We start from the raw sequence: 24,594 nt of genomic DNA on the forward strand, positions 1-24,594 counted from the left end.
TTATGCCGGATGCAAAACCAAACAAGTCAGGTAACGTAAAGAAAACGGTAGGTATCTCTGCTCTAGCGTCTGTCGCGTTTTTTACTGTCGCTTCTAGCGTCATTCTGTTAACACCCCTCAATGCTTATCTGGTTTGGGCGCTTGCCACGGCTGCCATTCTATCAACCTTGGTTGGTGTCATTTGCTACTGGGTAGTAATTAAGCGCAGCGCAAAATCACAAGAAGAGTCACTAGACAAAGAGCTGATTCAGAAACGACAAAAGCAGCTGGCTAACCATTTCAAGCGTATGATCAGCGGACAAAAACGCAAGACACGTTTAACCAGCCGATATGACCAGCCTATCTATTTGCTGTTAAGCCAAAATCCGAACAAAGACAAAAGCATCATCACGCAAATGGGTTATGAGGCGTATAAGCTTGACGACTTTGGCAATGACATCGAATTCCCTATCCTATTTTGGGTTAGCGAGCATTCGATTTTAGTCTCTATCAGTATGGGTGAAGACCAACACCCTGAATATTTGAAAACTCTGTGCCAATCTCTCACCGCGTGGCGACCAAGACAAGCGGCTAACGGCTTGCTGCTCACGACTGACGTGTCATCGCTATTAGAGAACAACGAGCAAATTACCCAACAGGCTGATGAACTCAAGTCGACCATTAAGACATTTAACCAAGCGTTTGGTGTCAGCCTACCGATTTATAACGTTATCTCAAACATGGGAAGTATCAGTGATTTCTGTCAGTTCTTCTCTGCTTTTGATGAGTCAAAGAGAGACGAAGTGTTTGGCGCGACAGCCCCGTATTCCAAACACGGCGGTATCGATGCCGATTGGTTTAATGATGAATATGACCACTTAATCAGTGAACTGATTGCCAATATGAGCAATGCACTTGCTGGGCAGTTGAATCAAGATTACCGAAACTCCATCGCGAGCGCCCCATTCCAGTTTGGTTTATTGAAACAAAACCTGTGGTTGTTTTTAAATCGCCTATATCGCGGAGAACAACTCAGCGATGCACTCCAGTTTAGAGGCTTTTACTTCACTCACGATGGTCAAAGCTCCGCACAATCAGACTTACTGGCAAGCACTGTCTCCTATTCTGTCGGTCACGAGCACTATCAACAGAACGAGCAAATCCCGGTAAACCAAACCTTGTTTGCCCAATACTTGATGACGCATGTGATCTTGGCGGAGCACGAACTGGTTGGCGTGAACAAACGTAAAGAGAATACTCTTCTGGTTAACCAAGTGCTGTTTACACTCTCTTGGATAGGTTTGCTCGCCGCTGTGTTACTGGTGATTAAGTTTGATTTTGATTTCCAGAACCAACGTGAGACCAGAGCCGACGTGATGCTTGAGCGTTATAAGGAAGCGATCTCTGCATCTCCTTATGACATCGAGAACATGGCCGATAACATCCCGAACCTGTTCTCACTGCAAAGAATCTACAACCTCTACAATCAACCAGAACCCTGGTACACCTTACCGTTTATGCCTAACCCAAGTATTAAGTCAGAGGTCGAAGAGGCGTATTTCGCCGAGTTACAGCAAGTTTTAATCCCTTCAATGGAAAACACGCTTGAGAAAGATCTCTTCGTCTATGTGAACTTAGAAGATCAGTCACAAACTCTCTCTTTGCTGAATAACTATCGCTTACTCTTCAGCAAAGACAGAACCAACGTACAAGAGCTTAAAAACTACTACGTTCGTACGCTGCAAGATCAAGGTGAAGCCGACAGCGTCAATATTGCTCAACTCGAAGTACTATTGGATGATATCTTTGCTCGTAATCTGACCCCAGTTAAATCAAACCATGATTTGGAGAGTTTGGCTAAGAAGGTCATCACGCAAACCGGTATTGAGACGCTGCTGTACGAGCACATTCAGAGCTCACCAGATTACTCAAAACGTGTCGATATTCGTGGCGAACTGGGTGATAACTTCAATTCGGTATTCAAATTCTCACCAAGTTTTGCTGGTTACCTAGTTCCATATATCTACACACCGACGGGCTTTAATGAACTCGATTTATCGGTGAACTCCCCGACTTTAATGTCTGCATTGCAATCTTACGAAGGCGTGGCGGGCGCGTATCCGAGTGCATTGGAGCTTCACCGTATTAGCCGAGAACTCAAGCAGACTTACCAAAACGATTACATTAACTATTGGCGTGACCTAATTCGTAATGTCGAAGTCAAAGAAGTTGCCGACCCGACACAATTAAAAAATGCATTAGCTAGCCTATCTGAAGCAAGCAATAACCCAATCGTTAGCCTGTATTCAACGATTGCTAAATACACCTATGTGGAGCTTGAAATCCCCGCTCAGGATGACAAAAAACAAGACCCTGCAAGCATGCCGATTCAAGATCCTGATAAAAAGGAATCCGCTCGTCAAATATCACTCAGCTTCCAAGCCTACAAAAAGCAAGTTACCGCTAATGACCAAGGTAAAAAGCCAATAGATAACCTACTTACGGCGTTTATCAATGCGAATAAGTGGGGAGATAAGTTTTACGAGGCTAAAGAGCCCCAGAAGGTCGCCTTTGATACACTATCTGCGACTCTACAGGCTGGTAATCCTATTGCTTCACTCGCGAGCTTATCCAGCAATCACCTAGAAGTCGCAGAAGAACTCGTGAACAAAGTGGTTCATCAAAGCAATGAAACCGTGATGTCACTGGCTCATGACTATTTGAATACTGCGTGGTCGAACGAGATCTATCAGCCTTATCAACAGCGTTTAGCTTCGTTTTATCCGTTCAATCGAAAATCAAAATCTGACGTGAGTGTCGCCGACGTTAAAGCCTTCTTCGTGACCAATGGAATCGTCGATAAGTTCCACCAGACTCGCCTCAATGGCTTCATCAAGAACAGTGATGAAGCGCCCTATTTGCCGGGCTTATTGCCGGGCACTGGGTTGTCGATTACACCAGACGTCTGGACAATGATGGATAAAGCGGCTGACATTAAAAGTGCCCTGTTTTTAGCCGATCCGTCCAATGTGTTGATCAATTTCCAATTGAAAGCCGTCGATATGACACCGAACATCACGGAGTTTTCCATCATATCAGATAAACCTATCTTTACTTACCGACATGGCCCAACGCTGTGGAGCCAACAATCATGGCAAGGTGATGCGAAGTTCATCGAAAAACTCGGTGTTCAACTCAATGCTCAAGACTCAACCATAGGCCAAGATACTGTGAAAGGTACATGGAGCTGGTTCCGCTTATTTGAGCCAAACGTGAATTTTACGTCTGCTCAAAACACCCAAGTTGAATTCGTCTATGGAGACAGTAAAGTGAAGCTCACCATCAAAACCCAAGGGCAATCAAACCCATTTGTCCCAGGATTCTTCTCAGGGTTTTCTCTGCCAAGTGGAATTTAATAGCGCTCCGTCTAATAGCTCGCCCTCCCCATCAAGGCGAGCTGCACCCATCGAAGATGATGCCTCTTCTAACCAGACAAGTTCAACAGATGAACAGCTCAGACGTACGCTCCAAAAACATGGTTATACCGACCTTGCTCGCTTAAGCTCGCGAGTATTTATAGCTCAGCATCGTAGCTGGGGATTGGTCACCATCAAATATGCTCATGAACTAAAACACCGCCACTATCTAAAACAAGAGGCAGAGTTTCTTTATTCCAACACAGATTTGGATACACAAGGCACTTACCCAAAATATCTCGACTACTTCTCTAACTACCAACAAGACTTTCTAGTACTTTCCCACATCAGTGGTCAAACACTGCGGGAAATACTAAACGACTCAAACCTATCTGAGTGTTCGTCTTTTCAATTTATTAGCTCACTAGAAACCGCTATAAACCAAATCCATAGACTTGGATTCGTTCATGGCGATCTTAAGCCGTCCAATATAATCATGAGTGAACAAGGACGGGCGCATCTTATCGACTTTGGGTCTGTCACCCAAATGGGAACGGATAGAGAAAAGCTTCGCTTTAGTAGCTACACCCCTCGATATTCTAGAGCGCACACTATCACGAGCAAATTGGACGATTGGTTCGCACTTGCGGTGATATTGGAAGAACTGTCGGATATTGGAAGCTTACCGAGCCGCTACCAGCTCCTTCTCAAACAGCATCGCTAACCCAACAGTATCAGCAGACACAAAAAAGCGGATGACCAATCATCCGCATTTATTCGATTTAACAGAAACTGATTGTCGTTATAGTTACTCAGGAACCAACAGAGATTCCAAACCACCAGCAACCGTCGCTGCGAGTGCTTTAGGTGCTAGGCTTTCTTTTACGCTCTCTTTGATCGTCGTGCCATTGAAGAAATTCTTAACCTGCTGTTTTCTTACTACTTTAGTAAACGCTTTTTCATCTGTTCCCGGTATAAAGTTAGGCTCACCGCGCGCAGCATTGAGCACCTGCTTCACACCTGGCTTGTTACTCTCCAATGCGATTTCACTATTGGCAATAAACGCCTTCGCCTCTTCTTGCAGAGTAGCGTAAGCACTCAGGGTCGACTTCTGGAAAGACAACTTTATAACAGAAGGATCCGTGTTCACTTTAAAACAAAACTTTCGCTTAATTCTACGCGTTAAACGAGTCTTCATGTTTGGCGGTGGTGGCGTAATGTCGGTTATTGATAAGAAGTTATATGGAGAGCTATAACACGGCATGCAAACCATGTATGACGCAATCACGGGGATCTCTTCCATTTTCATCTTGAACCAATCACGGAAGAAGTTAGCGCCGATTACATCTCTCTTTTGATTAAGCATCAGACACTCTTGCTTAAACTTACGAAACTTTCTTTCCATTACCCATTTATCGTACAAGCCGCGGAAAAAATTAAAAATAGATAGGACAGCTTTAACAATACTGGTGACAGCCGCACCAATACCAGAACTCGCTAGGTTAATTGCAATCACACCACCATGCGCTAATGCGATCATTGAATCTTGAACAGCAACAGCGCGGATCTCACCACGAATTTTATCTATTACATCGGCGCCCACGCGAGTGGTTGTCATCGAGCTCAAGTGACGAGTTTTATGATTGTTTACCGCTTTACCTAAAGCGGAGTAAATTCGACTAGCTGCCTCTTTGATATCATCAATAGCTGGTGCTAAATCTGCGAAGATCTTCTTAACCAAACTAGGGATCATACTTAGTATTTGAGCTTTAATATCATCCATCGCAATGCTGGTGATGCTCTTCGCATAATCTAAGAACTTCTCTTTGATTTGCTCGGTAATATTTTCAATCATCCCTGCGAGGCTTGTTCCACTCCCTGTCACAGCCTCTGTTATTGTACCGGTTAAACTGTCTACTTCTGTTGCCGCAGCCACGGCAATTTTAACTTTGTCGATTTTGGTTACACCCACCAAATCTGCGTTCGCGAATAACGATAGCATATCTTTCTGAATGAGAGTCAGCCCACTATTTGGCATCACACGTTCTCCCTGTAACAAGTCCACGGTAAATTTGAAAAGTTACTTGAACGACTAAGTACCTCTTGAAAAGCTCGAGGCTAGCAAACTTCAACCTGAACAATTCAACCCTGATCGCACTACCACACAATCCATGCAGTTATTCTTTGTTAAATAAAGGTTAACATATAAAATATCTATTCATATTAAGGAAGTCTATTTTTTACTCTCAGATTCCAAAAACCACAATTAACCCTCCGGAAATCATGCATTTCCACCAAATCCCACTACGCTTTATTAGCATGGAATACACCAATCTGATTAAATTTTTTAGGGACGAAAAATGAATCAAATTACGACAGACAAGCCTATTGTTCTGGTAGTCGACGATATCCCAGATAATATCCATACCCTCTCAGGGATCCTAAACGACGAGTTTAAAATCAAAGCTGCTACGTCCGGTGCAAAAGCTTTAAAAATCGCCTCTTCATCACCGAAACCACACCTTATTCTTCTTGATATTATGATGCCGGAAATGGATGGCTATGAGGTATGCCGCCGACTTAAAAGTGACCCGGTCACTGCGGATATCCCCGTGATCTTTGTGACTGCGAAAACCGATGTCGTCGATGAACAAAAAGGGTTTGAACTTGGCGCCGTTGATTACATCACTAAGCCCGTCAGTCCACCTATCGTAAAAGCTCGTGTGGTGACTCATATTTCTCTCTATGACCAAAACTTAGCGCTTTCTCAAAAAGTGAGGCAGAGAACAGAAGCGTTAGCCATAGTAGGCTCGAGATTATTCGAAAACTGGGGCGCGCCGCGGAATACAAAGATAATGAAACCGGTATGCACGTTGTACGAATGAGCTACTATTCCAAAATTCTTGCCCAGCAGCTCGATGTTAGTGATGAGTGGGTCGAACTTCTGTTCCAAGCAGCACCAATGCATGACATAGGTAAAATTGGTATCCCCGACTCTATTCTTGGGAAACCCGGAAAGCTCGATGCAGACGAATGGGCAATCATACAAACCCACGTCACCATTGGCGGCGATATCATTGGAGACAACGACTCTAAGCTACTGAAACTCGCCCAAGAAATTGCTCTGTACCACCATGAAAAATGGGATGGCAGTGGCTACCCTCACAAACTTTCAGGCGAAGATATCCCACTAAGCGCACGTATTGTCGCTATTGCCGACGTATTTGATGCGCTCACCAGCGAACGACCATACATACAAGCTTGGCCAATCGAACAAGCGATAGGCCTGATACAAGAAGAAGCTGGCCAGCACTTTGACCCTAACTTAGTGCCAATCTTCATTAGTAAGCTCGACGAAATGCTCACCATCAAAGACTCTTTTACTGATGAACTAGAACACTAAGTACGCTGGTACTTTATGAATACTGTTTCTAAATTTGCTACTGACTCAAAAATAATCTTAGTCTCCTTTCTGGTTGCCGCCATCGTTGTGTTTTCCGTTGCTGTTGGCGCCTGGATCAACCTCAATAATCGATTCATTGGTGTTGAAGAGTATGCGTCTAGCACCAGGTTATTGACTTCCCTTGATAAGCTGCGTGTTTACGAGCTCTCCTTCAGCAACGATTACAACGAACAAGTCATTGAAGAGTTTAATCAAGAAGCAGAACACACCATCCAACTCGCTAACGAGTACGAAAGCGAATATGCAGCATCGCTGCCTGTTGATTTACTCACTAAGTACCTGATGCAATTCCAAGAGTATGTCGACATCATCAAGATGAGCCAATCGACTAAAACGCTCATGGATGAGCGTTCAAACGCCGCGACAGAGCTGTTACGGGATATGAGGGATCTACATAATCAAACCATTAATCAAAACAGTCAGAATATAAGGGCACTAAGATTAACCAGCGAAGACTTAACCAACGTCGCCCTAAAAACCAGTCAACTGGCCACTCTTGCGGTCAACATACAAAACCTTGAGAAAGAGTACCTGCTCAACGGAAATCTAAAGACTTATTCCTTGGTCAAATTTGAGATGCAAAAAGCTTCACAGTTAGTTTTGGAGCTGCAAGAACAGATCTTAGATGACAAAGGGCAGCAACTTTTAGACATCATTGATAAAGCAAAAAATCGCTACTACACAAACTTAGTTCAGCTCCAAGGCGTACCAGCCTCCTCTACTAAGTTAAGAGCGTCACTCATCAATCAAGTCACACTTAGTGGTTCTGAATTTTCGCGCTCGGTTGGATTACTCTATCAAGCCAAGCAGAGTCAAGTGGCAGAGCTAAATCACCTCGTATCCGAATCCCAAGCAGAGCTCTCATCTCAATTACTCATAGGGCAAGATCTGCTGGCTATTCGCACACTATTAAGTCGTTCAAATCGATTCAACCGAGACTTTCTACTTGCCAACTCTAAAGAGCAAAAGCTAATCGCGGAAAAGGTTTCAAACGTTATCAACCAGTTGCAAGCTAAGTCGACTAACGCCCAACGGCTTCTCGCTCTATACGCACCTAACATAAAAGCGACGGCGTTTGATGAGCATATCAGCGTTTATGAGTCCCAATTTATGGGCTTAGTTAATTCGCAAATACGAGGTCATCAATTACTGAATAGTATGGATAGCAGCTTCGTTGAACTGCGCGACTTTGTATCGCAGCGCCACTTAGCAGAGAGTGTCAATGTTAAAGACTCCTCTAGTGTTACGTTTCATTTAGCAGTCGGAGGCGTCATTTTCTTCGCCATTATCTTGCTAATGGGCTTACTCGCCAACAAAGCACATTCTACTTTAGAAACTTTCGCACACAGTCTAGCTGAAGCAAGAGATGAAGCCGATGCCGCAAACCAAGCAAAATCCGACTTCCTCGCTAATATGAGTCACGAAATTCGCACACCAATGAATGCGATCATTGGCATGAGTTACCTCGCATTAAAAACCGATTTAACCAAGGCGCAGCGTAACTACATCCACAAAGTGAAGCTCTCTTCCGATACCCTACTCGGTCTTATCAATGACATTCTCGACTTCTCGAAAATCGAAGCCGGTAAGTTAGACATAGAAAACGTCGATTTCCATCTCGAGAATGTACTAGACAACATTACTAACTTGGTTGGCCTACGAGCTTCTGAGCGTGGCTTAGAGCTACTAATCCAAGTAGACCGAGATGTGCCAACCAATCTTATCGGTGATCCGCTAAGGCTAGGCCAGATCTTGATTAACCTCAGCAATAATGCCGTTAAGTTTACAGAGAAAGGCGAAGTGAAAATCTCCATCTCAGTTGCTGAAAGACAAGGGGATGATATCAAACTGAAGTTTGCCGTTTCAGACAGTGGCATTGGTATGACGCAGGAGCAAGCAAACAAACTGTTCAACAAGTTCACTCAAGCCGATAGCTCTACAACACGAAAATACGGCGGTACAGGCTTAGGCTTGGCGATCAGTAAGGAGCTTAGCCAACTCATGGGTGGGGACATTCAAGTCTCGACTGAGCTTGGCAAAGGTTCAACTTTCTCCTTCACCATCTCAACACGAGTGAGCCACTTTATTACGCAAAACCGCATTGTGGTGCCAGCCTCGATTAATCACCTAAAAGTTCTTGTGGTTGATGATAACGCGAGTGCACGTTTAATCGTCGGCGATATCTTAGAGTCCCTAAAACTGACGCCAACGCTATGCACTTCTGTCGATGAAGCCATTGTAGAACTGCATTCAGCTGACGATAAAAATGAGCCATTTGACCTGATTATCTCAGATTGGAAAATGCCTAAACGTGACGGGGTTGATCTACTTGCAGAACTGAACAAAGGCTTGTCGCTATCGACAGCACCTAAAATCATGATGCTAACCGCTTATGGCCGAGAAGAATTAGCCGAAGCCATTACTAAAAGAGGATTTGAGGTTCCGAGTATTATAGACAAGCCTATCACCTCTTCTCACCTCTATGACTCCATCGTGTCTCTTTATGGGCTTGATTCAGATCGCGTCTCTCGTAGCGAATTGGAGCAACAGAATCAGCTTGCGAATGTTCAACAACTGGCTGGTTCTAACATCTTGTTGGTTGAAGACAACGAGATAAACCAAGAGCTGGCAACCGAGCTTTTAGAAGGGCAACAGATCCAAGTGACGGTCGCAGAGAATGGTCAGCAAGCCATCGAGCTTTACCAAAAAGCAATTTCGGATGGCGCCCCTTTCGATGGCATTTTAATGGACTGCCAAATGCCAGTTATGGATGGTTATGAAGCAACGCAGTATATTCGTCACGAGATAAAAGATGTTAAAACGCCTATTATCGCCATGACTGCAAACGTGATGGAACGAGATAAAGAGAAAGCGCTTAATTGTGGTATGAGCGATATCATCGCCAAACCGATCGATGTCAGATCAATGTTCGCGACATTAGCGAACTGGATTTCGCCGGCTAATCCTGTGCAGTTCACAACACCCACTCTACCAGCCGATACTAAATCACAAGATGCAGTCGCAACGCTACCTGTCATTGATGGTTTAGATACTGACATAGGGTTGCTACGAGCCAGCAATAACCACCAACTGTATTGGAAACTGTTGAATCGCTTTGTTGGAGCCTACCCAGACCAAGACACTTTAAGCACTGAACTCACGAGCAGTGCCCAAGCTCGCTATTTGCATACTCTAAAAGGTGTTGCAGGTAACCTAGGCGCGACTAAGTTGCATGAGCTATGTGAGAAGCTCGAATCGAAACCTGCAGATTCGGAGCTTATGGAGCAAGTGATCACAACGACTGTCGAGTTAAGCCAAGCGCTGGCACAGTCATTCGATAAGTCTAAGCCACCTGCTGATGAAAAAACTGACCAATCACGGAATATCGATTCAGCATCTGGGCAGACAAACATCGCGCTGTATAAAGCACTGCTCGAAGCCGTCGCCAATGACGACACTGAAGCACTGACCATAGTTCTAAACATTGAGAGTAGCGCTGAGATTGGATTATCAGCCCCAGAGTTCAAGAGATTAGAAAACTCATTAGAGGAATTTGATTTTGATACAGCTTCAGAAGTGTTAAGAGGCTCTTCCTTAGCCACTGAAACTTAAAGATATTAATCAACGATGAATCAATAGGTAAAGAGAGCTCAGTTAGCTCTCTTTTTTTATTCCTAGATTACCGATATCGCGACATCTCAAAGCTTTCATCCTCCGTGAACTTTATGAACTTTATTCACCCAATGTTCTTTATCCTCAATATCGCCGCATTGAAGACACTTTATTAACACACCGTTAACTTTAACTTCACCTGCTTAGCAACACCCAAAAGTGATGTTTAGCAGCTAGATATAAAACATAAGTTTCTCTCCATTGAAGAGATCCCCTACATAAGGAACGTGAACCATGTTCAAGGCACTGAAACCTACTCTTGCGGCTTCTATTATCGCAGCAACCTTTTCTTTCAACACTTTTGCTGCAGACGTAGAAAAAATCCACTTCCTAATCCCTGGCGGCGCTGGTGGCGGTTGGGATATGACAGCGCGTGGTACTGGTGATGTACTGGTGAAATCAGACATCGTAGAAAATGTCTCTTTCCAAAACCTATCTGGTGGCGGCGGCGGTAAAGCAATTGCTCACCTAATTGAAACGGCACAACGTCAAGAAGATACATTGATGGTGAACTCTACCCCTATCGTTGTTCGCTCACTAACGGGTATCTTCCCTCAATCTTTCCGCGACCTAACACCGGTTGCTGCAACGATTGCTGACTATGGTGCGATCGTTGCGTCTGCGGATTCTAAATACAACACTTGGGAAGAAGTAGTAAAAGAGTTCGAAAGTAACCCTCGTAAGGTAAAAATCGCTGGTGGCTCTGCGCGAGGCAGTATGGATCACCTAGTAGTTGCAGCGGCATTTAAAGGCGAAGGCTTTGATGCTAAGAAAGTTCGTTATATTGCCTACGATGCAGGTGGTAAAGCGATGGCAGCACTGCTTTCTGGTGAGACACAACTCCTATCAACCGGTCTTGGTGAAGTTCTAGAGATGTCTAAATCTGGACAAGTAAAAGTACTGGCAGTAACGGCGCCAAAACGTCTTGAAGCAGCACCAGATATCCCAACACTAACTGAGTACGGCAATGAAACTGTATTTGCGAACTGGCGTGGCTTCTTCGCGGCTCCAAACACTAGCCAAGCGAAAATCGATGAGTGGAACGAAGCGTTAGGCAAAATGTACAAAACCGATGAGTGGCAAGTGGTTCGTGACCGTAATGGTTGGATCGATAACTACAAAGCCGACAAAGACTTCTACGCCTTCTTAGAAGATCAAGAAAAACAGATGGGCGACCTAATGCGTGAGCTAGGGTTCTTGAAGTAACCAATAACGATAGAGGGTCATAGTGCCCTCTTACTCTTTCCTTGTTTCGCCGTACATGAGTTTACTAAAACTCCTTTGTTTATTCGTAACGTATTACCAAAGCTTGCCGATTCGTTGTACACGCAAGTGGCTAAAGCAGCACTGTAATTCGCTTACCTTAGGTTAGTGATCCCAGACATTACTCATTAACTCGCTCATATACGGCTTTTTTACTTTCTACACACCCCAAATGGAGTTGGATATGTCGGACTTACCAACCAAATTTTTTAGCAAAGAGTCTCTGCTTTCGAGTGATCGTCTCGGCGCAATGATCTTCATGCTAGCGTGCTTGTGCTACGGCTACCAAACTACCCTAATTCCGCTATTTCCCGGTGATGAGTATGAACCCTTCACCGCGAGAACACTGCCTACCCTGCTGACTTTCATCGGTATCGGGCTGTCGCTGATTTTGCTTGTTACTGGCCAACCAGACAAAAAGCTTAAGTGTGAAACCGCGCCTTTGAACTGGAAACTACTGATTGGTTTCTTGGTGCTAATGGCATTTTACGGCGTTGGACTGACATACCTAGGCTTCGTTTTAGCAACAAGTTTCTTCTTGCTTGCTGGCTTTTACCTACTGGGAGAGCGCCGCAAGTCAATCTTGTTTGGCGCATCGTTTCCTTTCGTTATCGCGTTCTTTCTTCTTTTAACTCAAGGCTTAGATATCTACCTAGAGCCTGGTTTAATCTTCACTCTTTGGTAGGGGCAACATTATGTTAGACGGAATTTTACAAGGACTTTCGACCGCCGTGATGCCAATGAACATCATGATGGTTATCGTGGGCTGTTTCGTTGGTACCTTCATCGGTATGCTTCCAGGATTAGGTCCAATCTCGGCGATTGCTCTCATGATCCCTATCACCTACGGTCTAGATCCTTCTTCTGGCCTTATCTTGATGGCGGGTGTTTACTATGGCGCGGTATTTGGCGGCTCGACGTCATCAATCCTAATCAACGCTCCAGGTTGTTCTTCAACCGTTGTAACCGCTTTCGACGGCTACCCAATGGCGCAAAAAGGCCAAGCAGGTAAAGCACTAGCCCTTGCTGCGTACTCTTCTTTTACTGGCGGTACGCTTTCAGCAATCATGCTATTAATCGCAGCTCCGGCGCTAGCAAGCGTGTCACTGAGCTTCCAGTCTTCTGACTACTTTGCACTGATGCTATTAGGTCTATCTGCTGTAGCAGCGTTTGCTGGCCCTGGTCAGGTTATCAAAGCGTGGATGATGACTATCTTAGGCTTAATGCTATCAACCGTAGGTATCGACAAAGGTGTTGGGGTCGAGCGTTTCACATTCGGCCTAACCGACTTAATGGACGGCTTTAGCTTCCTACTACTTGCGATGGCAACCTTTGCTCTGGGCGAAACCTTAATGGGCATTCTTAAACCAGAAAAAGACACCAGTGCCGAAGAAAGCCAAAAGATGTCTGATATCGGTAGCATGAAAGTGACCAAAGAAGAGATCAAAGAAGTCGCGCCGGTTTCAATTCGCTCTTCAATCCTTGGCTTCTTTACAGGTGTATTACCGGGCGCAGGTGCCACTATTGCGGCATTCCTAAGTTACGGCATGGAGCGTAGCCTTGCACCAAAAGACAAACAGAAAGAATTCGGTCAAGGAAGCATTCGCGGTCTTGTTGCTCCAGAATCGGCAAACAACGCAGCATCAAGCGGCTCGTTCGTACCACTGCTAACGCTTGGTATTCCTGGCTCTGGTACAACAGCTATCATGCTTGGCGCATTAATCGCTTACGGTATCCAACCTGGTCCTCGACTATTTGTCGAGCATCCAGATGTATTCTGGTCGGTAATCATCTCTATGTACTTTGGTAACATCGTACTGGTTATCTTGAACCTACCACTTATTCCGTACATCTCTAAACTGCTAGCTGTACCGAGAACCGTATTGCTACCAATGATTTTGTTCTTCTCAATCACAGGTGTTTACTTGGTTTCTTTCAACACCATGGATGTATTTGTGATGCTGATTATTGCGATGGCTGCCATTGCATTGAGGCTGGCTAACTTCCCTCTCGCACCGCTTCTGCTTGGCTTTATCTTAGGTGGTTTGATGGAAGAGAACTTAAGACGAGCACTGATGATCAGTGATGGTGAACTGAGCTTCCTTTGGGAAAGACCAATTACGATGACATTCACGATCCTAGCCGTGTTGGTTCTTGCAAGCCCGATTCTGGTTAAGCTCTTCAAGAGCTTTAGAGCAAAACCTGTCGAGGTGTAACCAACACTCACACATGGTACAAAGTTCGAAACCCTAAAGGAGCCTCTGGCTCCTTTTTTTTATCCTCCGCTGAGAATAAACACGGCTTTAAGATGGTAGCAAACTCACAAACTCACGCTTTTAAAACGCTCAGCTCTGATATTCTTAACAAAATAAAGTAAGGTAACCAGTCATTTAACGCGTTGGATTCAAAACTATGGATTGGTTGATTCTATTTTTGTCAGGAGTAATTGGTGGTGTGCTTAACTCTATTGCAGGAGGTGGCAGCTTCATAACTTTCCCTGCTCTATTGTTTGCAGGCGTCCCTCCGATTGCGGCCAACGCCACGAATACTTTCGCCTCTTGTGCCGGCTACATCAGTGGCGCTTACGCTTTGCGTCATGAGATTCAGTCCGGTACCAAGCAACTCAAACTCGTTATCGCTTTATGCGTGTTAGGTGGCGGTATTGGTGCTTTCTTGTTATTGCACACGCCAGAGGCTCTATTTACCCAGTCCGTACCTTGGTTACTACTTTTTGCCGCACTACTGTTTACCTTTGGTGGGACACTAAACAAATGGCTTAAACAAGCAACCGTGAAACACAAACACGCCACCAGCGCTGGGGCATTTTTTTCAGCACTGTTACTACTGATTGTTTGTATCTACGGGGGCTATTTCAATGCGGGTTTAGGCATAGTGACATTGAGCTACTTGGCTCTGGCTGGCTACACCAATATTAATGTTATGAATGGCATCAAGTTATTGGTTTCGGCTTGTGCTTCCCTAGCTGCGATAGTCTTTTTTATCGTCAAAGGTTCGATTGACTGGCCATCGGGTATGGCAGTTTTGATGGGAACCTTGGTTGGTGGTTATTACTCAGCCAAAGTCTCTCGTCGTATTCCACAACAATACGTTCGAAATACAGTGATCATTGCTAGTTTCTTAATCACGGCTTACTTCTTTTACGCCAGTTAAACGCAGAATTTTTTGTTACTCACACAAGAGTGACTGTCTGCACAACGTTACTCTCGAACTAGCCAGACCACTATTATATTACTTATATAATAGCCAGCGTGGAATGTGTGAATACCGTCATCGAATTAGTAAATTTGATATTAATTTAGGCTATTTTTTAGCCTTTATTATGAACAAAGTGGGATAATTCTCCTGTCGAAAATGAGACTTCATTAGGAGGCGTTATGAACATTAAACTCGGTCATGTCATGTCATCAAGTCGACTCATTTGCTTTGTGGCTTTTCTTGCCGCAACGTTCGCGTGGATCTTAAAAATGCCTGCTCTGTTTTCTGTATCTGCGCTTTTCTTACTGGTCAGCGCCATCGTTTATGTCGTCGATATCTGGAAGAACCAAAAGAGAAATCGCGAAGCTTAAGACTTAACAGCACTAAGCTGAATACACGAAAAAAGGAGCGCTTAGGCTCCTTTTGTATTTTGTGTTCATCGCTTTCTTGTTAACGACGCCTTCTCATTATCGACGAAAGTTACGACCGTTGCCGCCGCGACGAGCTTTAAATGCAGAAGCCGCTTTCGCTTGTGAAGCTTGAATCGACTCTACTGTTAGCTCCATAGGCTCACGAGGCTCTAATCCGTGGCGGAATGTACGTGAACGTGGAGGCATTTGGTATTCAATATCTGACGCTTTAGGCATACGCTTGAAACGGTAAAGATAGAAGTTTTCAACCTTTTCACGAGCCCACTCAGTCTTCTTAAGGTATTTAACAGCGCTTGCGATAGTTGGCTTAGTGTTAAAGCAGTTCATACGCATTGCCGCATCTAAAATCTCCCAACCATAATGATCCACTAATTCATTGATCATGGTTTCAAGCTTTAAGCCATGCAGTGGGTTATTTCGTTGCAGTTCGATTCTTTCTTCTTCAGTCATAACATTACCTTTTTCAAGGCAGATCAACGCCTTGAATATACGCGAGAACACCGTCATCACTGACCGCTTCTTGCTCAATCACTTAGGCATTATGTCCATTGCCCTTATTTATTTCGTTATGATGGCATAAAGCGCGTCGGTTATCCTATTTATCTTTTCATTTAATTTTAAAACGTTCATTAAATGCTCTGACACTCAACATTTGGTCTAGCTGCTGCTTGGACCTACACAAACAAAAGTGCGAGTTAACAAAAATGATGAGAACAAACTGAAATAACCTTTATTTTTTTATTGTTATTGTCTTTTATCCGCACGCTGTGCTATGGTTTGAGTAACGTCGAAAAATAAAATTACACTACTAAACAATGATATAACTATAAATAAAGGTTGGCTTGCAACATGTTTGACTACTCCCAGATCAATAGAGTAGCCGCACAGGATAAGGACATTATCGCCATCGTAGATGACCTTTTCCGGCTAGCTCGTGAACATTACCCCTCATTATCACGGCTCTCGGTCATATTATGCAGTGACAATAGAGCATCGAACTATTTTGTGTCAGATGCACTGAGTAAAGAAGCTGAACATCGTTATATTGATCTAGAAATAAAACCAGAATCAGCGTTGTCGCGATTAGCAGAATCTCTCGATACTCGCATCATTCATGATCTCAGCTCGACTCCACCAACAGAGCAAACTTGCCATTTGTTAACGCTCGGCCATCAGAGCAGTTACACAACCCCTATTCACTACCAAGAACATAATCTTGGGTTTGTATTCGTGAATGCCTCATCGATTGGGTTCTTTTCTAAATCATCAATACAATGCGAAATGGCTTATCTCACTCAAGTCATCTCAAGCTTGTTCATTCAACTGTTCGAGCGGCAACGTCACTTCCAATCTTCCTTAGCCATTGCATTGAATATGGGGCACGCTCGCGATCCGGAAACCAAAGAGCATCTAATTAGAATGGGCAAATACAGTGAGCAATTGGCTCGAACCCTGTCAAATACAAACACAGAGATTACCCACCAATTCATCCATCGTATTCGCTTATATGCGCCCTTTCACGATATAGGGAAATACCGAATTCCAGATAATGTATTGTTCAGTACCGAGCGTTTCTCCGATGAGGAAAGAGCGATAATGAACAACCATACGTTATATGGGGAAGACATGATTAACGATGTGGTTTCGCTATCGCACCACAGCTCAATGTGTTCAAAAGAAATTCAGTTCATCAAGAATATCGTGCGTCATCACCATGAAAGGTTTGATGGTTCAGGCCTACCCGATGCCTTAAAAGGCCAAGCCATACCGTTGGAAGCCAGAATAGTGACCTTAGCGGATGTGTTTGATGCGCTGATGAGTAAGAGAGCCTATAAACGAGCATGGACATTAAATGAAGTGATGGAATACATAGAGGTACACAACGGTTCGATGTTTGACCCACAGTGTGTCAAAGCGCTGAAACAGAACCTCGACTACTTCCTGTCAATTAGAAAGCAATATAACGACGATATTCAACCGCAAGCCATGACAGCTTAGTTAGGGCGTGTTGTTCTTTCGAGCTGGTTTTTGCAGCGAGTTGCTGGGTATTTATACAAGGCAGAGGCTTTGACGTGTAGCTAGCCTACATGAGAAGCCGATAACGCAGTAGAAATGACCAGCAAACGCTGCCCGAAGGGTTCGGCTAAAAGCGTTTTACTCTTTGTTGAGGGAGATTTGCTTAGAATGACTAGGCTACTTCCCCCTCGCCGCGATTAAAACGCTTTTATCTCGAACAAAATTTAACCACGAAAGATCAACACGCCCTAGTACTTAACCTGCAAGATCTCAATCTAATATCAAGCGTTAACTAAACCACACACAACAAAAAAGGATGCCAATTGGCATCCTTTTGATTTCTAGCTTTCACATTTAAGGGCATCTGGGCTCTTAACAGCTTCTCACTACGATTATACGTCGTAAGTTGTAGAAGCAGTGTCGCCGCCTGTACCAGTCCAGTTTGTGTGGAAGAACTCACCACGTGGACAGTCAGTACGCTCATAAGTGTGAGCACCGAAGTAGTCACGTTGAGCTTGAAGCAGGTTAGCTGGTAGACGTGCAGTTGTGTAACCATCTAGGAAAGATAGCGCAGAAATCGTACATGGCATTGGAATACCAGACTCTAGAGATTTCGCTGCTACTTTACGCCATGCCGCTAGGCTGCTTTGTAGGATGTTTTTGAAGTACTCGTCAGAACCTAGGAACGCGATGTCTGGGTTTGCTTCGTACGCATCACGGATGTTGCCTAGGAATGCAGAACGGATGATACAACCACCACGCCACATTAGTGCTACGTTACCGTAGTTTAGATCCCAGCCGTTCTCGTTAGATGCTTCGCGCATTAGCATGAAGCCTTGAGCGTAAGAGATGATCTTAGAAGCTAGTAGAGCTTGACGTAGTGCATCAACCCACTCTTGCTTGTCACCTTCAACTGGAGTAATTGTCTTACCGAATAGAGTTTCAGCTTCAACACGTTGATCTTTCAGTGCAGATAGGCAACGAGAGAATACAGACTCAGAGATAAGTGTTAGAGGAATACCTAGGTCTAGTGCGTTGATACCTGTCCACTTACCAGTACCTTTTTGGCCTGCAGTGTCTAGGATTTTCTCAACTAGCGCTTCACCGTCTTCATCTTTGTAGCCAAGGATGTCAGCAGTGATTTCTACTAGGTAGCTGTCTAGCTCAGTCTTGTTCCAATCAGCAAATACAGCTTGCATCTCGTCAGCAGACATACCTAGGCCATCTTTCATGAACTGGTAAGCTTCAGTAATAAGCTGCATGTCACCGTATTCGATGCCGTTGTGTACCATCTTAACGAAGTGACCAGCACCGTCGTTACCAACCCAGTCACAACAAGGCTCGCCAGCGTCAGTTTTTGCAGAGATACCTTGGAAGATTGGCTTAACCGCTTCCCAAGCTTCAGCTGCGCCGCCTGGCATGATTGAAGGACCGAAACGAGCACCTTCTTCACCACCAGATACACCAGTACCGATGAAGTGGATGCCTTTTTCACGACAGTGCGCTACGCGACGGTTAGTGTCTGGGTAGTTAGTGTTACCACCATCAATGATGATGTCGCCTTCGTCTAGAAGTGGGATTAGGTTGTCGATGAACGTGTCTACAACGTCACCAGCACGAACCATAAGCATCACTTTACGTGGCGTTTCTAGTTTCTCAACTAGCTCTTCTAGAGAGTAAGCACCAACAATGTTGGTACCTTTAGCTGGACCTTCTAGAAACTCGTCTACTTTCGCAGCAGTACGGTTGTGAGCCACAACTTTGAAGCCGTGGTCATTCATGTTTAGGATAAGGTTCTGACCCATTACTGCTAGGCCAATTACACCGATATCACCTTTCATTATTTATATCTCCTTGCGGCTAGTCGCACTTATGCGATAGCACTTGCTGCATTTGAATCTAGGAACCACTCTGTTTCACCAGTTTTAGACTGGATTTTCGCTGCCGGGTAAGGCAACTCTGAAGCAGGAGTAGTATGAATTTCTTTAACGACCTCAACTTTACCTGCACCCAGTACTAGGTAGCTGATTCGTTTTGCTGCTTCTAAAACTTTCGCAGTTTTAGAAACACGGATTTGACCAGACTCAGGGTGAGAAGCCAGTACAGACAGGTTCTCATCTTGGTAGTTTGTTGCACCTGGGAATAGTGAAGCCGTGTGGCCGTCTGCGCCAACACCTAGCAGAATCCAATCGAAAACAGGTGTGCCGTTTTCGCAAGGAATCACATCAGCCATTTCTTTAGCGAAACGCTCAGCTTCAGCTTTTGGCTCATCTTCACCACGAATGCGGTGAATGTTCTCAGCAGGAAGGTTCACTTGAGAGAATAGAAGTGCGTTTGCTTCGCCGTAGTTGCTTTCAGCATCATCCGGTGCAACACAACGTTCATCACCCCACCAGAAGTGAAGGTTGTTCCATTGAATGCCTTCTGCGTATGGCGCTTGAGCCAATAGTTTGAAAAGCATCTTAGGTGTACTACCACCAGACAGTGAAATGTGAACAGGTTTACCCTGCTCGCTGTACGCTTTCATTTCGTTTGCTAGGTTTTCAACAACTAGCTCTGGCGTTTCAAAGATCTTGTGGTTGATCATAGTTCGCAGTAATCCGTGTCTGTTAAGTTTTTGCATGGGAAACGCCATGCGCGGCCATCACGTTGCAGAAGTTCATCCGCTTCCTGTGGGCCCCAAGTACCACAAGCATAGCCAAACAGTGCTTGAGGATCTTGTTTGAAGTCTAAGATTGGTTGAACGTACTTCCAACATGCTTCTACTGCATCGGTACGTGCAAACAGAGTTGCGTCACCGTTTAGCGCATCAAGAAGTAGACGCTCGTAAGCTGTTAGCATTTGAGTTTCTGGCAAGTCAGAGTAAGAGAAGTTCATTTTCACTTCTTTTGCTTTGAAGCCTGCGCCCGGCTCTTTCAATCCAAAGCTCATCTGAATACCTTCGTCCGGTTGGATACGGATAATCAGTTTGTTCTCTGGTGCATCTTGACCAAATACTGGGTGCGGCGTGTTCTTGAAGTGAATCACGATTTCCGTAACGCGTGTTGGTAAGCGTTTACCGGTACGCACGTAGAATGGAACCCCATTCCAACGCCAGTTATTGATGTGCGCTTTCAGACCAATGTAAGTTTCAGTACGAGAGTCATCTGCAACACCGTGCTCTTCACGGTAGCCAAGCAAATGCTGGCCGCGAACGTCAGAAGCAGTGTACTGACCTAGCACGAGATCTTTACGCAGTTCTTCTTCTTCAAGAGGCTTCAGACACTGAAGTACTTTAACCACTTCGTCACGAATAGAGTCAGCGTTAATTTGAGCTGGTGGTTCCATACCAACCATTGCTAATACTTGTAGCAAGTGGTTTTGGAACATATCACGAACTGCGCCAGAACCATCGTAGTAGCCGCCACGTTCTTCAACGCCAAGGAATTCTGCACCTGTGATTTCAACGTAATCAATAAAGTTACGGTTCCACAGTGGTTCAAACATAGCATTTGAGAAACGAAGCACTAGAAGGTTTTGTACCGTCTCTTTACCTAAGTAGTGGTCGATACGGTAGATCTGGTGTTCTTGGAAGTGATGATGGATCTCTTCATCTAACGCTTGAGCAGAAGCTAAATCGTAACCAAATGGCTTCTCGATGATCAGACGGCGCCAGCCATTCGTTTCATCGTTAAGGCCATGTGCAGCAAGGTTTGCTGGGATAACACCGTACAGGCTTGGCGGCGTTGCCAAGTAGAACAAAGTGTTGTGGTTTTCGAATTGGTAGTCTTGCTCAAGTTTGTCTAGACGTTGTGCTAAACGAGCGTAATCGTCTACATCTGAAGTGTTGATCGCTTGGTAATGCAAATGTTCAATAAATGCATTCAGCGTCTCTGGTTCAGTTTGTTCCATTTCCTGAAGAGACTTCTTCAGCTTCTCACGGTAAGACTCATCGCTGTACTCAGTACGGCTCACTCCAAGAATCGCAAAGGATTCTGGTAGTTGATTGCTAGCATACAGGTGGTACAAAGCAGGAATTAACTTACGGTAAGTTAGATCTCCCGACGCACCAAAAATAACGATGCTGCTGTTTTCAGGTATTACCATCATCTTTCCTATAAAAACAAGGTTTTTAGTATTCGCTAAAGGTATCAGCGACATACGAAAATAGATAATAGGTCTTGGCTATTACATCAATAGCAAGTGCCTATTACACTTGAGAATGCGTTTGGTAAACGAGGGTGAATGCTATCACCACTATTCGGGACAGTATTGTCTATGAGTATTTGTTTTACATCAACCACTGTGAAGGCAATCGATTAAATATTGACTCTTTTCGAACAAAATATAATCGACCATAGATTTCTCAAGGGTTGAAACAGAAGCAAATCGGCATTCTCGAACATTGTAGTCGAGAAAGAATGGCATCTGGTCTGTGGAGTGAGTAGAGAGAGGTGAAAAAGAAAGCAAAGCCAGCTTATTCAACTGGTTTTACACATAATGAGTAGCAAAAGGTTATCTCTTAAATAGAAGGATAGATACGCTACCTTGTGGCTTTGTTGTAGTAACGTTCAGGTCGTCCCACCGTACCGTAATTCAAATCAGCGGCTAACTCTCCAGTGGTAATCAAAAACTCAAGATAGCGTCGTGCTGTAGTTCGGCTTGCACCAATGCGTTCACCAGCCTCATCAGCCGTGATGTTCACCGAATCTGCGTGTTGAAAAATCGCGCGAATCTTATCGAGAGTTACGCCGTCGATCCCTTTAGGTAACGTCGATACTTTTGCAGAGTCTGCTTTAGCATTAGCTTGCAACATCTTATCGACCAAACCTTGGTTAAGATCCGACACACTCTCGAACTCTTGTTGCTGTGACTGATACTTCTTCAGCGCAGCTTCCAAGCGAGGAAACATGACTGGTTTCAATAGGTAATCCACCACACCACCACGCATCGCTGTCTGTAAGGTGTCCACATCTCGGGCTGCGGTAATTAAAATCACATCACACCCTTGATTGTTACCTCTAACATGATTAAGAATATCGAGCCCACTGCCGTCTGGCAGATACACATCTAAAAGCACTAAATCTGGCTTTAAGATATCCAACTGCATTAACGCTTCTGAATGGGTGGTCGCTATTCCGACAACATCAAAACCTCCCATCTGCTCTAGATAGCGATGGTGAAGTTCTGCAATCGCAATATCATCTTCAATGACCATGACTCTCGTGATTGCGTTCATTTAAGTTCTTCCTTTAACCATTATTTTTCCGTCACGGTGATCTTAATAGATTCACTCGTTCTCTATTGTTCTTCTTTCGGCAAATACACTGTCATGCGCGAGCCAAAGTCATTGTTGTCGGCCATTTCTAACTGCCCTTGATAGCGGTCAGTGAGCTGCTTAACCAAATACAAGCCAACACCGCGGTTTTGTTTGGCTTTACTCGACACCCCTTTCTCAGTCAGCGCATCGGTTGCTAAGTGCTTGGGTAATCCACATCCTTTATCTTCCACTTCCACGATGATCTCGTTACCAAAATCACTGATAGATACTTCAATCACTCGACGTGAAGGGACAATCTGCCCCTCTTGTTTTATCGCTGACATTGTCGCATCAAAAGCATTGTCAATGAGGTTACCAAGAATAGTGACAACGTCATCAGCGTTCAGCCAATTTGGTAATGCCTCTAGCCTAGACCCCTCTTCAACTTTGAGTTCTAAGCCTATCTCACGTGCGCGCTCAGTTTTGCCTAGCAGCATGCCCGCAATCAGTGGATCTTTTACCGTTTCTCTCAAGAACTCGATAAGGCTTTGATAGTGAGCTGTTTCTTGCCCAATCAATTGCTGAACAGATTCCAACTCACCCATCTGGATCAAGCCACTGATCGTGTTTAGCTTATTCTTATGCTCGTGAGTTTGTGAGCGTAATAAATCGGCATATTCTTTGGTTTGGGAAAGCTGGTCCGTTAAGTCACTAATCTCATCGCGCAATCGGAAACTGGATACCGCTCCTACTACTTCACCCGCTACAATGATGGGGCTTCGGTTGGCGATGATTCGTTTGTTATTGAGATACAGCTCGATGTCATGATCAGTGTCACCTGTCGATAGTAACTGCTCCAAGTCACTGCCAACCAACACATCAGAAAGGCGCTGTTGATTTAGGGCGGATTCTCTATCGATAGATAAAATATCGCAGGCGCTCTTATTTATTGAGCGCAAAATTCCATTCTTATCGATACTTAAAATGCCCTCTTTAACCGTACTCATGGTCACATCAAGTTCGACATATAAGCGGCCAATCTCTTCCGGTTCAAACCCCAAGATAGCGCGTTGGAAACGACGAGAAACGTAGCTTGAAATAAGAGCGTTAACCGCGACCACCAGCAATGCCATCACAATCAAAAAAGCCAAATAAGGTTCTATTCTGTCTTGGAGGGAATCTAAAAGATAACCGACCGAGACAACACCAATTATCGTGCCATCAGCATCTTTTACCGCTGATTTACCACGTACTGAAAAGCCCAGAGAGCCTTTCGCGGTCGACACATAGGACTCTCCATGCACCAAAGCCTTTTGGTTATCGCCGCCTCGCATTGGTTTGCCGAGCCTGTCGTCATAGGGGTGAATCAAACGAACGCCCTTCTCGTCACCGACAACGATAAATGCAGCACCAATCAGCTGAGTAAGGTTTCGGAATTTGGCTTGAGTTTCTTCTGAAAGAATATGAGGAGCACCGTGAGAGTTTAAGGTTCCATTTTCTTGAATAATGCGTGTCACAAGCGGTGACTCAGCAAGAAAATCAGCAACACCGAGCGCTTTCAGGCCCATCTCTTGCTCTTGAGATTGTTTTATATAAGCAAAACCTGCCGCTGAAAGTATCAACAGCTCAACAAGGCCAGTGACCGTCATGATAATCAGCAACCTTTTTCTGAAGCTGATACTACTCCATTTCATATAAATCCGTCCCTAGTGCTTAGCTGGTAATGTTAACACTAAGTTAATCACCGCACCTTTACGCCAATCCGAATTTGTGACTATTGCTCAACTAAATAATTAACCAAATTGTTAATTGATATTCCTTTATGTTCGACGTACACGCCAATCGTTCACTTTTAGAACGGATTAGCTGAAAAACTCAAATATTCGAACAAATATTGAG

Annotated in this window: 16 protein-coding genes and 1 pseudogene; 10 read left to right on the plus strand and 7 right to left on the minus strand. The window is 44.5% G+C overall.

The annotated features are described in order from the left end of the window. The first annotated feature begins 2 nt into the window (after positions 1 to 2). Complete coding sequence (tssM, locus tag L1D55_RS17680) at positions 3 to 3,395, plus strand: type VI secretion system membrane subunit TssM (protein WP_239918294.1); 3,393 nt, start codon at positions 3 to 5, stop codon at positions 3,393 to 3,395. Beyond that, the gene (locus L1D55_RS17685; RefSeq protein ID WP_239918295.1) at positions 3,385 to 4,119 is read left to right on the plus strand and encodes an AarF/UbiB family protein; all 735 of its coding nucleotides are present in this window, start codon (positions 3,385 to 3,387) and stop codon (positions 4,117 to 4,119) included. The genes tssM and L1D55_RS17685 overlap by 11 nt, the downstream gene beginning before the upstream one ends. An 84-nt stretch (positions 4,120 to 4,203) precedes the next feature. Here L1D55_RS17685 and L1D55_RS17690 read toward each other — a convergent pair whose 3' ends face one another. After that, a complete protein-coding gene (locus tag L1D55_RS17690) occupies positions 4,204 to 5,433 on the minus strand; it encodes a hypothetical protein (protein ID WP_239918296.1) in 1,230 nt (409 codons plus the stop codon). A 322-nt stretch (positions 5,434 to 5,755) separates the two neighbouring features. Between L1D55_RS17690 and L1D55_RS17695 the strand changes: the two are divergent. The 7 genes and pseudogenes from L1D55_RS17695 to L1D55_RS17725 all read left to right on the plus strand — a co-directional run bounded on the left by L1D55_RS17695 (position 5,756) and on the right by L1D55_RS17725 (position 15,380). Continuing rightward, a pseudogene (locus tag L1D55_RS17695) lies at positions 5,756 to 6,798 on the plus strand (two-component system response regulator). 15 nt (positions 6,799 to 6,813) lie between these two features. Continuing rightward, a complete protein-coding gene (locus L1D55_RS17700; protein WP_239918297.1) occupies positions 6,814 to 10,470 on the plus strand; it encodes a response regulator in 3,657 nt (1,218 codons plus the stop codon). Positions 10,471 to 10,764: 294 nt separating this feature from the next. Beyond that, positions 10,765 to 11,736, plus strand: coding sequence for a tripartite tricarboxylate transporter substrate binding protein (locus L1D55_RS17705; protein ID WP_239918298.1), 972 nt, complete (start codon positions 10,765 to 10,767; stop codon positions 11,734 to 11,736). Between the two features lie 241 nt (positions 11,737 to 11,977). Continuing rightward, the gene (locus tag L1D55_RS17710) at positions 11,978 to 12,478 is read left to right on the plus strand and encodes a tripartite tricarboxylate transporter TctB family protein (protein ID WP_004738327.1); all 501 of its coding nucleotides are present in this window, start codon (positions 11,978 to 11,980) and stop codon (positions 12,476 to 12,478) included. A 10-nt stretch (positions 12,479 to 12,488) separates the two neighbouring features. Continuing rightward, positions 12,489 to 14,009, plus strand: coding sequence for a tripartite tricarboxylate transporter permease (locus L1D55_RS17715; RefSeq protein ID WP_105024823.1), 1,521 nt, complete (start codon positions 12,489 to 12,491; stop codon positions 14,007 to 14,009). A 196-nt stretch (positions 14,010 to 14,205) separates the two neighbouring features. Beyond that, positions 14,206 to 14,964, plus strand: coding sequence for a sulfite exporter TauE/SafE family protein (locus L1D55_RS17720; protein ID WP_239918299.1), 759 nt, complete (start codon positions 14,206 to 14,208; stop codon positions 14,962 to 14,964). A gap of 224 nt (positions 14,965 to 15,188) precedes the next feature. Next, entirely contained in the window at positions 15,189 to 15,380 is a 192-nt protein-coding gene (locus L1D55_RS17725) for a hypothetical protein (RefSeq protein ID WP_004738330.1), read from the plus strand. Between the two features lie 96 nt (positions 15,381 to 15,476). On the opposite strand, the gene L1D55_RS17730 is transcribed toward L1D55_RS17725, so the two are convergent. Further along, on the minus strand, positions 15,477 to 15,890 hold the full coding sequence (locus L1D55_RS17730; RefSeq protein WP_239918300.1) for a VF530 family DNA-binding protein: 414 nt from the start codon (positions 15,888 to 15,890) through the stop codon (positions 15,477 to 15,479). Between the two features lie 387 nt (positions 15,891 to 16,277). Here L1D55_RS17730 and L1D55_RS17735 point away from each other — a divergent pair, with 387 nt between their 5' ends. Next, positions 16,278 to 17,438 (plus strand): HD domain-containing phosphohydrolase, encoded by a 1,161-nt coding sequence (locus L1D55_RS17735; protein WP_239918301.1) that lies wholly within the window; start codon positions 16,278 to 16,280, stop codon positions 17,436 to 17,438. A gap of 410 nt (positions 17,439 to 17,848) precedes the next feature. Here L1D55_RS17735 and gnd read toward each other — a convergent pair whose 3' ends face one another. The 5 genes from gnd to L1D55_RS17760 all read right to left on the minus strand — a co-directional run bounded on the left by gnd (position 17,849) and on the right by L1D55_RS17760 (position 24,389). Continuing rightward, positions 17,849 to 19,297 (minus strand): decarboxylating NADP(+)-dependent phosphogluconate dehydrogenase, encoded by a 1,449-nt coding sequence (gene gnd, locus L1D55_RS17740; RefSeq protein ID WP_239918302.1) that lies wholly within the window; start codon positions 19,295 to 19,297, stop codon positions 17,849 to 17,851. 29 nt (positions 19,298 to 19,326) lie between these two features. After that, entirely contained in the window at positions 19,327 to 20,043 is a 717-nt protein-coding gene (gene pgl, locus L1D55_RS17745) for a 6-phosphogluconolactonase (RefSeq protein WP_239918311.1), read from the minus strand. Then, positions 20,040 to 21,542: a glucose-6-phosphate dehydrogenase gene (gene zwf / locus L1D55_RS17750; protein WP_239918303.1), complete on the minus strand. Its 1,503-nt coding sequence runs from the start codon at positions 21,540 to 21,542 to the stop codon at positions 20,040 to 20,042. Before zwf ends, pgl begins: the two co-directional genes overlap by 4 nt. A 436-nt stretch (positions 21,543 to 21,978) precedes the next feature. Next, positions 21,979 to 22,674 carry a response regulator gene (locus L1D55_RS17755; protein ID WP_239918304.1) on the minus strand — a complete coding sequence of 232 codons (696 nt, stop codon included), beginning with the start codon at positions 22,672 to 22,674 and terminating at the stop codon, positions 21,979 to 21,981. Between the two features lie 62 nt (positions 22,675 to 22,736). Beyond that, a complete protein-coding gene (locus L1D55_RS17760) occupies positions 22,737 to 24,389 on the minus strand; it encodes a sensor histidine kinase (protein WP_239918305.1) in 1,653 nt (550 codons plus the stop codon). Positions 24,390 to 24,594: the final 205 nt, after the last annotated feature.

Source organism: Vibrio sp. Isolate22 (genome assembly GCF_022398115.1).
Lineage (GTDB): Bacteria > Pseudomonadota > Gammaproteobacteria > Enterobacterales > Vibrionaceae > Vibrio.